Raw genomic sequence first — 13404 nt, forward strand, 5'->3', positions numbered from 1 at the left:
GCAGCCAGCGCCCTCCTGAAGCGGGAATGACCGATCCCGTGATCTCAACTCAGAACAGGCCCTAGGGGCCACGTCACCGGTAGTCGTCCTCGTCGAGGGAGACCACTCGGGACTGTTCCACGAGATCGGCCTCGTTGGCGGCGTCGCGGTCCACGTCGGTCAGTGGTTCGTCCTGGTCCGGGGTGACCTTCTTGTGCTGCTCGGCGGAGTCGGCCTCGGGAGCCTCGACGTCGTCGAGTTCCACGGAATCGTCCTCGGTCTCGGTGAAAGTCTCGGGATCGGTCGGGTCAACGGCCATCGTGGTTTCCCCTTCCTGGTACCTACGAGCCTAGGAGACAGTCGATCGTGGCGCTATGCGGTCCGGTGGTGACTGCTTCCGCCGTCTGCGGAGACCGCTTCCGCGCCCCGGTACCCACTGATGCGTGGCTGATTTGTGATGCGACCTGTGACGGCGAACACATGAACCACTGCGTGATCGTCTCGTAACATTGCCGCATGTCTTCGACCGAGTTGCCGTCCGTGCTGACCGCCACAGCGTCACCGAAGGCGAGTGCTGTGCGTGTGGCGCCCGGCGAGCGGCTGCGGTCGGTACGGTTGCCGGGGATCACGCTGACGGTGCGGTCGAGACCGCCGGCGCGCGAGGATCTGCCGCCCGCCCTGTTCGTGCACGGACTGGGCGGTTCCTCGCAGAACTGGTCGTCGCTGATGCCGCTGCTCGACGAGCACGTGGCCGGTGAGGCGGTCGACCTGCCCGGCTTCGGCGACTCGCCGCCGCCGGACGACGGGAACTACTCGGTCACGGCACACGCGCGCGCGGTCATCCGTCATCTCGACGCGGCGGAACGCGGGCCCGTGCACCTCTTCGGCAACTCCCTCGGCGGCGCGGTCACGACCCGCGTCGCGTCCCTGCGCCCCGATCTCGTCCGGACGCTGACCCTGGTGTCGCCCGCCCTGCCGGAGCTCCGCGTGCAGCGGACCGCCGTACCGACCGGGCTGCTGGCCCTGCCGGGTGTGGCGGGCCTCTTCACCCGCTTCACCCGGGGCTGGTCCGCCGAGCAGCGCGTACGAGGTGTGATGGCGCTCTGCTACGGCGACCCCGCGCGCGTCACGGAGGAAGCCTTCCGCAACGCGGTGGAGGAGATGGAGCGACGGCTCCAGCTTCCGTATTTCTGGGACGCGTTGACGCGGTCCGCCCGTGGCCTCGTGGACGCGTACACCCTGGGCGGGCAGCACTCGCTCTGGCGCCAGGCCGAGCGCGTCCTCGCGCCGACCCTCCTCGTCTACGGCCGCCGCGACCAGCTCGTCTCCTACCGCATGGCCCAGCGAGCCGCCCGTACCTTCCGCGACTCCCGGCTGGTCACGCTGCCCGAGGCGGGGCATGTGGCGATGATGGAGTACCCGGAGGCGGTCGCCGGAGCATTCCGCGAACTGCTCGCCGACACGGGGAAGTCGAACGACGCGGAGGGCGTGGCCGGCGCGGATCCGGCTGCGGATCCGGTGGCGGTCCGCGGGGGTGGCTCGCCGGGTGCGGGTGGCTCGGTGGGCGGAAGCGGCTCGGCCGACGGTGACGATTTCGCCGCGGGAGGGTCCGTCACGGGCTCTCCCCCCGGTGTGGGGAGCTGAGGCGCGGCGTGGGACGGCACAGCCGCAAGGGGCGGGCCCCGAAAGGCGAAACAAACGACATAAGGGCGGCCCGGGCGACAATCGCCGGACCGGGCAACCGCCGGACGGCGGCGCCACGGCCACCGGGCGGACCTGGGACTCCGGCCGATGCCGGGACCCCGGGCACAGGCGGACCGATGCCGCGGGGCGCGACGGGGCCACCGGCTCCGGGGGCCGGCGGGCCAGCACCTCGGGGCGCCATGGGGCCACCTGCTCAGGGCACGACCAGCGGGCTTGGCGGTGCTCCGCGTCAGGGGGTGCCCCGACCGCCGGACGACACGCCTGCGCGGGGGGTGCCCCGCATGTACGACGGGACTCCCGGACACGGGATGCCGCGCTTCAACGGCGGCGCGCCCGCACAGGGGGGCCCGCGTTTTGCTGACGGGACGCCGGCCCATGGTTTCCCTCGTTTTCCCGATGGCACGCCGGCTCACGGGATGCCGCGATTTCCTGACGGCACCCCGGCTCATGGGGTACCGCGTTTCCCTGACGGGACGCCCGCGCACGGCTTCCCCCGTCTTCCCGACGGCACCCCCGCCCCGGGCTTCCCTCAGAGCCGTGGTGGTCACCCCGAGCAGCGTGAAGGGGGCGGGAGCTGGGGGCAGTTGGGCGGTGACGGGTGGTCGGCTGCTGCCGGGCAGGGCGTGACGCACGGGGCTCCTTCGGGGGCCCCGAACGGCGTGCCTGGTGAGCGTCCCGGTCCGCGCGTTCCCATTCCCCGGCAGCGGCGGGAGGCCCCGCCCGCCGGTGGTCCCCGGCAGGCTTACCTGGACGCCTTCGGTGAGGTCGACGACGTCTTCGGGCCCGGCACGGCCCACCGCGTCACCACAGGTGCCGACGCCGACGTACAGGCCGAGACGGCTGTCGAGGAGAAGGCGCCGCCCGAGGCGCCTTCCGAGGGCAAGGAGACGGCCAAGGGTGGCAAGGGCAAGGCGTTCACCGGGATCGCGGCCGCCGCTGTCACCACCGTGCTGGCCGTCATTGTGGGCGGACAGTTCGTGGGCGGGCAGAACGGCACCGCCACGCAGTCGCAGGCCGCCGGCACCGATGACCGTGACGTGCGCGACACCTCGCGCAGTGACAGCCGGCCCACGCCGTCCAGCACGCCGAGCCCGAGTGCGGCTCCGCTGTCGTACGACGAGGAGATGGACAAGAAGTACACGCTCGCTGCGGACCTGGAGGGAAGCGGGAAGTTCGCGGCCGTCATGGGCTTCGACAAGGCGCCGGGTACGGGGCAGAAGTACCGCTACCGCGTCGACGTCGAGGAGGGGCTCGGGCTCGACGCGGAGCTGTTCGCCGAGGCCGTGCAGAAGACCCTGAATGACGAGCGGAGTTGGGCGCACGGCGGTGGCCGTACGTTCGAGCGGATCTCCTCGGGCGAGCCCGACTTCGTGATCACGCTGGCCAGTCCGGGCACCACCGCCGTCTGGTGCGCCAAGTCGGACCTCGACACGACCGTGGACAACGTGTCCTGCGACTCGGCCGCCACCGAGCGCGTGATGATCAACGCGTATCGCTGGGCGCAGGGGGCGGAGACGTACGGCGATCAGATTCACGCGTACCGGCAGATGCTGATCAATCACGAGATCGGCCATCGCCTCGGCAAAGGCCATGTGACCTGTGACAAGGACGGCGAGCTGGCTCCCGTCATGCAGCAGCAGAGCAAGTTCCTCACCTACAAGGGGATCACGTGCAAGGCCAATCCCTGGCCGTATCCCGGGAGTTGAGCGCGATGTGATCGCTTGATTCCTTAGCGCGACCAAACGCGTTCCGCTAGCGAAAGTTACGCCCGTTCACCCCTTTTGGTGGCGCGATGGACAACCGTCCGTCGCGCCACCGCCTTGTCCGCATACGTTCGTCCCGCTGCGAGCCGCCGGGTGAACGGCGGCTCCCCAAACGGGAGATCGGGGGTGCACGCGTGCGCATCGGACTGCTTACGGAGGGTGGCTATCCGTATGTGAGTGGTGACGCCAGGCTCTGGTGCGACCGACTCGTGCGTGGGCTGGAGCGACACGAGTTGGACGTCTACGCGCTCAGTCGGAGCGAGCGGCAGGAGGACGAGGGGTGGATCCCGCTGCCGTCGCATGTCCGCCGGGTCCGTACCGCGCCGCTGTGGAGGGCCGAGGACGGCGGGGTCGCCCACGGCCGCCGGGCGCGGCGGCGCTTCGCGGAGGCGTACGGCGAACTGGCGGCGGCGGTGTGCACCGCGAGGGCGGGCGGGCTGGCCGGGGAAGCCGCCGGGGGTGGCTCCGAAGCCGAGGCGGACCGTTTCGGCAACGCGCTGTACGCGCTCGCCGAACTGGCCCGCGACGAGGGCGGACTGGCCGGCGCCCTGCGCTCCGAAGTCGCCGTACGCGCACTGGAACGCGCCTGTCGCGCGCCGGGCGGGCTGCGGGCGGCGCGCGAGGCTCGCGTACCGGATCTGCTGACCGTCGCCGCACACCTCGAACGCGCCCTGCGCCCCCTCTCGCTCGACTGGTACGAGGACGACGGGCTCGGCTCGGTCGACCTGTGCCACGCGGCGGCGGGCGGCACGGCGGCACTGCCCGGGCTGCTGGCCCGGCACTTCCATGAGGTGCCGCTGCTGGTCACCGAGTACGGCGTGCCGCTTCGGGCGCACTACCTCGGGGCCTCCGGGGACGCGCCGGTGCGCGCCCTGCTCGCGGCCTTCCACCGACACCTGACCGTCGAGGTCTACCGGCAGGCCACCTGCCTCACCCCCGGCAACACCCATGCCCGGCGCTGGCAGGAACGCTGCGGCGCCGACCGCACCAAGATCCGTACGGTCTATCCCGGCATGGACGCGTCCCGCTTCGCGGAGGTGGGCGAAGCTCCGGAATGCTCGGATCCGCACACGCTGGTGTGGGTCGGCCGGATCGAACCCACCAAGGACCTGATCTCCCTGCTGCACGCCTTCGCCGAGATCCGCAGGGCCGAGCCCAAGGCGCGGCTCAGGATCGTCGGGGCGGCGGCGGGCGGCGAGGGAGCCGCCTATCTCGGCCACTGCAAAACCCTGGCCGCACAGCTCTTCCCCGACGAGGCGGACGGCGTGCACGCCGTCGGCGACAACCCCGTCTCCTTCGAGGAGATCGGCGACCCGGCCGTCCCCGACCTGGCGGAGGCATACGCGGCGGGTGCCGTGGTGGTGCTGTCGAGCGTTGTCGAGGGCTTTCCGATCAGCCTGGTCGAGGCGATGTTCTGCGGCCGGCCCACGGTCTCCACGGATGTGGGCGCGGTCGTGGAGGTCATCGGCGGTACGGGACTCGTCGTCCCGCCGCGCAATCCGCGGGCGCTCGCCGAGGCGTGCGTGGCGCTCCTCCGTGCACCCGAGCGCCGTGCGCGCCTAGGCGCCGCCGCGCGATCCCGCGCCCTGGAACTCTTCACCGTCGAGCAGAACGTCGCGGCATTTCGTGGCATCTACCTCGAGGTCGTCTCCCGCGCCCCGGTACGCAAGCTCGTCCTGGACGACACCGGCGAACCCCTGCCCTTCGGAGCCCCCGCCGAGTCCCGTGTTCCCGGCCGCTGGACCGAGTCCCGGCTGGTGACGGGGAGCCTCGGCGTCGCCGGGGTGGCCGGTGTCGCGGGCCTCGGACTCGTCACCGGCCGCCCTCGCTGGGCCCTCGGCGAGCCCGTACGGGCCACCACCCCGGCCCGCGCCACGGGGGTGCCTCCGGTCCCTCCGGCGACGGCCACCGGGGAGCCGGTGCCCGCGGGGGAGGGGGCGCGATGAGCGAGCTGAGGTTGGATGGACTGGACGAGCTGGATGGCCTGGACGAGCTCGATGAGCCGGATGAGTTGGACGGGGCCGGTGGGCTGGATGGGGTTGGCTTGGAGGGCGCGCTCGGTGCGCGGGCTTCGCGCGGCCCGGCCTCCTCACCCGGTGTGAAGGCCTTGCGTGGCCCGGCGGATGAGCCCGCTGCGGAGGCTTCTGCCGGTTCCGGCGCAGGGCCCGCGTCCGGAGGGAAACTCGCGCCACCCCCCACGGCCACACTCGATCCGGCCCCCGACCCCACGGCCACACTCGATCCGGCCCCCGACCCCACCGCCGAACTCGACCCGGCTCCACCCGAATCCGCAGCCCCAAGCCCCAAGGTCGGCGGCGAAAGCCTCGCCGCGGCCACCTCCAAGCCCGCCCTCCGCCGCGGGGCCGTGGACCCGGTGAAGGCTCTGATGCATCGGCACCGGGAACTGTGTGAGCGGGCCGTCGATCCGTTGGAGATCGCCGCCGGGCTGGAGGCGCACGGTGTCACCGACCGTACGGCTGCCCGCTTCCGGCACCGGGACGTGTTCTCGCTCGCCGAGGAGATGTACGCGCGCGTGCCCCGCGACGGGGAGACGCCCCCCGAGCGCGATCCGGTGCCCGGTGCGCCCGGCGCGGGCCGGGGCTGGGCCGTGCTCGCCCTGCTGCCGGGCGCCCTGTGCGCGGCGGCCGTGGCGGGGGTGCGGCTCGTCGAAGGCCAGCCGCGTGTCGTGGCCGCCGTCGCCGCAATCGGCGCCCTCGCGGTGACGCTCGGTCTGCGCGTGGCCCTCGGGCGAGGGCCGCTGCGTGCCCCGTCCGGTACGAGGAGCCGTACGCGCGCGTGGTGGACCTGCTGGCTGATCGCGTACGCCCTCCTCGGTGACGGCCTGCTGGCCGCCGGTCTCGACGACGGCCCCCACGGCCGTTGGCCCCTCGCCGCCGCACCTGTCCTGGGCCTTGCCCTGGCCTGCGCCCCCGCGATCTGGTGCGCCCACCTCCTCTCCGTACGGGCCCGCCGCAAACTCGCCGCCAGCCGGGGTCTCGCCGAGTTCGCCGACTCCGTCAGGCCCCTGCTCCTCGGCGTGTTCGTTCTCTATATGTGCGCCCTGGCCGCTCTGCTCGCCCTGTGCGGCGCGCTCCTGGACGAGCCCGCCGCACACGCCGGGGCCGGCGCCCTTGGGGCACTGCTCCTGTTCGCCCGCCTGCTCACCGCGCACGGCTCCGCGCACGCCCCGGCTGTCGTCCTCTGCACGGCATCCCTGACCGAGGCGTTCGCACTGGTCACGGTCTTCGCGAGCCGCCTGCCCGGCTACTCCTTTCTCGCCGTCCCCGTCGAGACCGTCGTCGCTGCCTGGGGCCCCGGCGCCGTCCCGACCCTGGTGTGCGGCACCGCCGCGCTCGTCCTGCTCGTCCACGCCACCCGCACACTCACCCGGGCTTCGGCCCACGCCCTGCCCTCGGAGGACACCTGATCCCATCTCGGTCTTCGTCGCGGCGCGCCCCACACCGCAGCCCGAAGCCCAGTCCGACCGATGCACGGGACCTCCGTCCCGAGCGAACCCTCCCGCGGGGCCGACACTGCGGGCCCACCTCATCACTCACGGCACCACCCCTAAGGAGAACACCAGATGATCACCTCCCGAACCGGAGAGCCCGCCCCGGGAGCCGCCCGATGAGGGTCCTGCTGATCGGAGCCAACGGATATCTCGGCCGTTTCGTCGCCGAACGCCTGCTCGCCGACCCCGCCGTGCAGCTCACCGCGCTCGGCCGGGGCGACGACGCCGACGTACGGTTCGACCTCGCCACCGGCAGCCCCGGCGCGCTCACCCGCTTCCTGGACGCGGTGCACCCCGGCGTCGTCGTCAACTGCGCCGGAGCGACCCGCGGCGGCGCCCGCGAACTCGCCCGGCACAACACCGTCGCCGTCGCCACAGTCTGCGAGGCCCTCCGCCGCAGCGGCTGCGGAGCGCGCCTGGTGCAGATCGGCTGCGGCGCCGAGTACGGCCCCAGCCAGCCCGGGTCGTCCACCGCCGAGGACGCCGTGCCCCGCCCCGGCGGCCCGTACGGCGTGAGCAAACTCGCCGCCACCGAACTCGTTCTCGGCTCCGGCCTGGACGCCGTGGTCCTGCGCGTCTTCTCGCCCGCCGGGCCCGGCACCCCCGCCGGCTCGCCGCTCGGCCGCCTCGCCGAGGCTATGCGCCGCGCCATGCAGTCCGGCGACGGCGAACTCAAACTCGGCGGCCTCGGCGTCCAGCGCGACTTCGTCGACGTACGCGATGTCGCCCGCGCCGTCCACGCCGCCTCGCTCTCCGCCGCCCAGGGCGTGATCAACATCGGCTCCGGCCGTGCCGTGCGCCTCCGCGACGCCGCGGCCGTCCTCGCCCGCGTGGCCGGATACGGCGGCGCCCTGCACGAACTCGACGCCCCGCCCGGCACCCTCAGGCCGACCATCGGTCACCCCCGCCCCGAACCGGACCACGCGGCTCCGGTCGCCTACCCCTACCCGGACGGCTGTGGCAGCTGGCAGCAGGCCGACGTCCGCACCGCCCGCGACCGGCTCGGCTGGCGGCCCCGGATCAACCTCGAGGAGTCCCTCGCCGACATCTGGATGGAGGCGGCGTGCCGTATCTGACCCCGGCCGCACCGGGCACCGCGAGCACCGGCTTAAGCGTCGGCTTCGGTATACCCGGCTATGCGCACCCCCTTGTCGCTCCGCTGGAATGGGACGAACTCACCCGTCCCGGCACCCCCTTGCACTGGGTCGTCCTGAACGTCTCCGACGGCCCCGGGATCCTTCCCGACCCGCGCTGTCTGGAGGCCTCGGGACGGCTGCGCAACGCGGGCGTCCGGGTCCTCGGCCACCTGGACCTGACCTACGGGGCGCGCGCCTTCGGCGAGATCGTCGCCGACGCGCACCGCTACCTCGACTGGTATCAGGTCGACGGCTATCTCCTGGACCGCTGCCCCACCGAGCGCTCCACACTCCCCGAGATCGGCCGCACGGTCACCACACTCCGCGCGTTCCTCGGCGGCGGCCACCTCGTCCTCGGCCATGGCACCCACCCGCACCCCGGATATGCCGAGACCGCCGACCAGTTGGTCACCTTCTCCGGGTCCTGGAGCGACTACCGCTGGTCGCAGGCGGCCGAGTGGACCGCCGACCATCCGCCCGAGCGCTTCTGCCACCTCGTCCACGGCGTCCCCCGCGGTCACCTCGACGAGGCGCTGCGGATAGCCCGCTGGCAGGGCGCCGCCACGATCTACTTCACCGACCGCACCGATCGCGGTGGCCGGATCGACCCCTGGGAGACGATGCCCGGCTACTGGGACGAAATCGTCTCGCTGGTTGGAACGGGTGTCTCGGAATGAAAAAGGGCGTGGCAGTGTTACGGGGAGAACAACTGTAGTGATTGACCGACCAACGGAGTCCCCGTGTCGCTGCCACCCCTGGTCGAGCCCGCTTCCGAGCTCACCGTAGACGAGGTCCGCAGGTACTCCCGCCACCTGATCATCCCCGATGTCGGGATGGACGGGCAGAAGCGGCTGAAGAACGCCAAGGTGCTCTGTGTGGGCGCCGGCGGCCTGGGCTCGCCGGCGCTGATGTACCTCGCCGCGGCGGGCGTCGGGACGCTCGGCATCGTGGAGTTCGACGAGGTCGACGAGTCGAACCTGCAGCGCCAGATCATCCACAGCCAGGCCGACATCGGCCGCTCGAAGGCCGAGTCCGCGCGCGACTCCGTCCTCGGCATCAACCCGTACGTGAACGTGATCCTTCACGAAGAGCGGCTCGAGGCCGAGAACGTGATGGACATCTTCAGCCAGTACGACCTGATCGTCGACGGCACGGACAACTTCGCGACCCGCTACCTGGTCAACGACGCCTGCGTGCTGCTGAACAAGCCGTACGTCTGGGGCTCGATCTACCGCTTCGACGGCCAGGCCTCCGTCTTCTGGTCCGAGTACGGCCCCTGCTACCGCTGCCTCTACCCGGAGCCCCCGCCGCCGGGCATGGTCCCCTCCTGCGCCGAGGGCGGCGTCCTGGGAGTGCTGTGCGCGTCCATCGGCTCCATCCAGGTCACCGAGGCCATCAAGGTCCTCACCGGCACGGGCGAGCCCCTCGTCGGCCGACTGATGATCTACGACGCCCTGGAGATGCAGTACCGCCAGGTCAAGGTCCGCAAGGACCCGGGCTGCGCGGTCTGCGGCGGGAACCCGACTGTCACCGAGCTCATCGACTACGAGGCCTTCTGCGGCGTCGTCTCCGAGGAGGCCCAGGAGGCGGCCGCCGGCGCGACGATCACTCCCAAGCAGCTCAAGGAGTGGATCGACGACGGTGAGAACATCGACATCATCGACGTCCGCGAGATCAACGAGTACGAGATCGTCTCCATCCCGGGCGCCAGGCTGATCCCGAAGAACGAGTTCCTCATGGGCACCGCCCTGGAGAGCCTCCCGCAGGACAAGAAGATCGTCCTGCACTGCAAGACGGGTGTCCGCAGTGCGGAGGTCCTCGCCGTCCTCAAGTCGGCCGGCTTCTCCGACGCCGTCCACGTCGGCGGCGGCGTGATCGGCTGGGTCAACCAGATCGAGCCGAACAAGCCGGTCTACTAGGCACCCTCCCTCCCATAGGGACACGCCTTCCCGAGAGGGGCTCGGCATCACACGTGCCGGGCCCCTCTCGGCTGCCGCACCGCCTACGCGCCTGGCTGCGGCGACGCCTACGCGCAGACCCTGCCGTCCTTCGGCACCGTCCCATCCAGCAGATACGCGTTCACCGTCGTGTCGACACAGCTGCTGCCGCTGCCGTACGCCCCATGGCCCTCGCCCTTCCAGGTGAGCACCACGCCGATGCCCTCGCCCAGTTCCTCCGCCATCTTCTGGGCACCCTCGTACGGTGTCGCCGGGTCCCCGGTGTTGCCCACCACCAGGACGGGCTCCGCTCCCGGTGCGCTCACCTCGGGGGAGTCGGTCTGCCCCGCCACCGGCCAGTCGTGGCACCAGCCCGCGGTGTCCCAGCCCAGGAACTCGCCGAAGACGGGCGAGATCTCCCGGAATTCCGGCAGCAGCTTCTTCGTCTCCTCGGACGTCGGCCGCTGCTTCTGGTCCAAGCACGATATGACCCGTTGGGAGTGGGTCGTCGTGCCGTAACGGCCCAAGGCGTCGCGCTCGTTGTAGCCGTCGGCGAGTGAGAGCAGCTCGGTGCCGTCCCCGTCCTCGGCCGCGTCGAGCGCGCTGGTCAGAGCCGGCCAGCTCTGCTCGCTGTAGAGCGGCAGGACGATGCCGGTGGTCGCCAGCGACTGGGTGAGCTCGCGGCCCGATGTCGTCGACAGCGGCTCGGCGTCGATCCGCTCCAGCAGGTTCGCGATCTTCTCTGTGCCCTCTTCCGGGTCCTGGCCGGTGGACTTGAGGTAGTTGTCGAGGGCGCGCTGGAAGCCCAGGGTCTGGTTCTTGGCGTGGCCGACCGCGTCGGCGGTCGGATCGACGACCGCGTCCAGCACCAGGCGTCCCACGTTCCTGGGGAACAGGTGGGCGTAGACGCCGCCCAGTTCGGTGCCGTACGAGATGCCGAAGTAGTGCATCTTGTCGTCGCCGAGGACCTGGCGCATGAGGTCCATGTCGCGGGCCGTCTCGGCGGTCGAGACATGCGCCATCAGCTTGCCCGCCGCCTTCTCGCAGCCCGCGCCGAAGTCGGCCGCGTCCTCGAAGAAGGCCGTCTCCTCGCCGGCGTCGTCCGGTGTGGCGTCCACCGACTCGGCCGCCTGGATCTCCTTGTCACTGCGGCAGCGCACGCCCTCGCTCCCGGCGACCCCGCGCGGATCCCAGCTCACCAGGTCGTACCGCTTGTGCAGTTCGCCCGTGACGCCGGCGTACGACGGCATCATGGAGATGCCGGAACCGCCCGGGCCGCCGAAGTTGAACAGCAGCGAGCCGAGACGTTCGCTCTCGTCGCCGGTCGCCTTGCTCCGGATCAGCGCGAGCCCGATCGTCTCCCCGTCGGGCTTCGCGTAGTCCAGAGGGACCTTCATCGTCGCGCACTGCCAGTCGTCGCCCGGCGCGGGCCCATCCGATGTGGCCTTACAGCGCCCCCAGTCGAGCTGCTGCGAGGCGAGCGAGGATGAGGCCGACGCCTCTGCGCCGTCCTTTCCATCGTTCTTCCCGTCGCTTGCCCCGTCGTCCGTGCCGCCGCTGCAACCGGCGACCAGCAGCACCGCCGCGGCCAGAGCCGCTCCCCGTAGAAATCGCGTCATGAACACTTCCCCCCTCGCGATACCGCTCGCCGCATGTCGTGAATGACAGTCATGCCATGGTATGCGGACTGCCGGAAACGGCGATGCGGCCTGTGGATAACTTTCTGACCTGCGATTTCATGCGCAGACGGTGCCGACTCTCGGTACCTTCCCCGCCAACAGATAGCCGTTCACGGCCGCCCGCACGCAGGCATTCCCGCTGCCGTACGCACCGTGCCCCTGCCCCTTGTACGTCAGCTCGACGCCGACTCCCTCACCGAGTGCCTCGACCATTTTCCGCGCGCCCTCGTACGGCGTGGCCGGATCGCCCGTATTGCCGATCACAAGGATCGGTGCCGAGCCGGGCGCGCTCACGTCGGGGTGGTCGGCCGCGCCGGGGACCGCCCAGCCGGTGCAGGTGAGCATGGACCAGGCAAGCCAGTCACCGAAGACGGGAGAGGCGGCCCGGAATGCGGCCTGCTTCGCCTCCACGTCCTCGGCGGTGTACCGCGGCTTCTCGTCCGCGCAGTTGATGGAGACGTTCGCCGCGCTGAGGTTGCTGTACTCGCCGTTCTCGCCGCGCCCGATCATCAGGTCGGACATCAGCATCAGCAGCCGGCCGTCCCCGTTGTACGCCTGCTCGAGTCCTTGGGTCAGATACGGCCAGAAGTCCTGCGAGTACAGGGCCTGGGCGATGCCGGTGGTCGCGGCGTACTCGGTCAGCTCGCGAGGGAAGATGCCGCGGATCGGCTTGCTGTCGAGGTCCTTCAGCAGCTTTCTGATCCGGTCCTCGACGTCCTGCGCGCTGTCGCCGACCGGGCAGCCCTCCTTCTTCTCCACACAGTTCCGCGCGTAGTTGTCGAGGGCGAGCTGGAAGCCCTTGGCCTGTCCGAGGGACCCCTGCTCGGGGTTCTGTGTGGGGTCGACGACCGCGTCGAACACCGCCCGTCCGACGTTCTTGGGGAACAGGTGGGCGTAGACGCCGCCGAGTTCGGTGCCGTAGGAGATGCCGAAGTAGTGCATCTTGTCGTCGCCGAGCACCCGGCGCATGAGGTCCATGTCGCGGGCGGCGTCGGTCGTGCGGACGTACGGCAGGGTCTTCTCGGAGTTCTTCTCGCAGGCCGCGTTGAACGCTTTCGTGTTGTCAAGGAACTCCGTCCGCTCGGCCGCGTCGTCCGGTGTCAGGTCCTGCTGGAAGTACTCGTCGAGTTGCTCGTCGTCCTCGCACTTGACGCCCGCGCTGCGGCCGACGCCGCGTGGATCGAAGCTCACCAGGTCGTAGCGGGTGCGCAGCTTCGCGTACTGCTCGCCGAAGCTGGGGAGGGTCTTGACGCCCGAGCCGCCCGGGCCGCCGAAGTTGAAGACGAGCGAGCCGATGCGTTCGTTCCGCGCGCCGCTCGATCGGGCACGGATCAGCGCGATGCGGATTGTGTCGCCCTCGGGCTCGCTCCAGTCCAGGGGTACCTTCATGGTCGCGCACTCCCAGACGTCGCCGTCGGGCAGTGGGGAGGGGGCGGTACCGCCGCCCTCGGACGCCGACGGCGCCGGGCACGTTTCCCAGCGGAGCTTCTGGGCCGTCAGATCTTCGTCCCCGCCCTTGGCCTCGCCGCCGCAGCCCGCCCCCGACAGGGACAGCAGGACGGCGGTGGCGGTCAGGGCGACGGCACGCAGCCGGGACGAGGTGGACATGGCTCCCATCCTGGAGCCGCTCGGAGCGGTGCGCTCGGGGCGCGGGCCGTGCGGGTGAGGCACAGGACGCGCCTTCACGCGCGCGTG

General features: G+C 71.3%; 10 protein-coding genes. 7 read left to right on the top strand and 3 right to left on the bottom strand.

Annotation, left to right across the window (positions count from 1 at the left end):
• Positions 1-73: 73 nt before the first annotated feature.
• Positions 74-298, bottom strand: a complete 225-nt coding sequence (locus F3T56_RS35080) for a hypothetical protein (protein WP_149829390.1) — start codon at positions 296-298, stop codon at positions 74-76.
• 197 nt (positions 299-495) lie between these two features.
• On the opposite strand from F3T56_RS35080, the gene F3T56_RS35085 reads away from it, so the two are divergent.
• From F3T56_RS35085 to moeZ, 7 genes are all read left to right on the top strand, one after another.
• Positions 496-1623, top strand: coding sequence for an alpha/beta fold hydrolase (locus F3T56_RS35085; protein ID WP_149829391.1), 1128 nt, complete (start codon positions 496-498; stop codon positions 1621-1623).
• 8 nt (positions 1624-1631) lie between these two features.
• Complete coding sequence (locus F3T56_RS35090; RefSeq protein WP_425473699.1) at positions 1632-3389, top strand: DUF3152 domain-containing protein; 1758 nt, start codon at positions 1632-1634, stop codon at positions 3387-3389.
• 191 nt (positions 3390-3580) lie between these two features.
• Positions 3581-5392: a DUF3492 domain-containing protein gene (locus F3T56_RS35095; protein ID WP_149829393.1), complete on the top strand. Its 1812-nt coding sequence runs from the start codon at positions 3581-3583 to the stop codon at positions 5390-5392.
• Positions 5389-6873 (top strand): hypothetical protein, encoded by a 1485-nt coding sequence (locus F3T56_RS35100; RefSeq protein ID WP_246204218.1) that lies wholly within the window; start codon positions 5389-5391, stop codon positions 6871-6873. The genes F3T56_RS35095 and F3T56_RS35100 overlap by 4 nt, the downstream gene beginning before the upstream one ends.
• A gap of 200 nt (positions 6874-7073) precedes the next feature.
• Complete coding sequence (locus F3T56_RS35105; RefSeq protein WP_149829394.1) at positions 7074-8033, top strand: NAD-dependent epimerase/dehydratase family protein; 960 nt, start codon at positions 7074-7076, stop codon at positions 8031-8033.
• On the top strand, positions 8021-8770 hold the full coding sequence (locus F3T56_RS35110; RefSeq protein ID WP_149829395.1) for a spherulation-specific family 4 protein: 750 nt from the start codon (positions 8021-8023) through the stop codon (positions 8768-8770). Before F3T56_RS35105 ends, F3T56_RS35110 begins: the two co-directional genes overlap by 13 nt.
• A gap of 63 nt (positions 8771-8833) precedes the next feature.
• Entirely contained in the window at positions 8834-10012 is a 1179-nt protein-coding gene (gene moeZ / locus F3T56_RS35115) for an adenylyltransferase/sulfurtransferase MoeZ (RefSeq protein WP_149829396.1), read from the top strand.
• A 107-nt stretch (positions 10013-10119) separates the two neighbouring features.
• Here moeZ and F3T56_RS35120 read toward each other — a convergent pair whose 3' ends face one another.
• Positions 10120-11649 carry an alpha/beta hydrolase gene (locus tag F3T56_RS35120; protein ID WP_149829397.1) on the bottom strand — a complete coding sequence of 510 codons (1530 nt, stop codon included), beginning with the start codon at positions 11647-11649 and terminating at the stop codon, positions 10120-10122.
• 117 nt (positions 11650-11766) lie between these two features.
• The gene (locus F3T56_RS35125) at positions 11767-13317 is read right to left on the bottom strand and encodes an alpha/beta hydrolase (RefSeq protein ID WP_149829398.1); all 1551 of its coding nucleotides are present in this window, start codon (positions 13315-13317) and stop codon (positions 11767-11769) included.
• Between the last annotated feature and the right edge of the window lie 87 nt (positions 13318-13404).

Source organism: Streptomyces tailanensis, from assembly GCF_008386495.1.
Taxonomy (GTDB): Bacteria; Actinomycetota; Actinomycetes; order Streptomycetales; family Streptomycetaceae; genus Streptomyces; species Streptomyces tailanensis.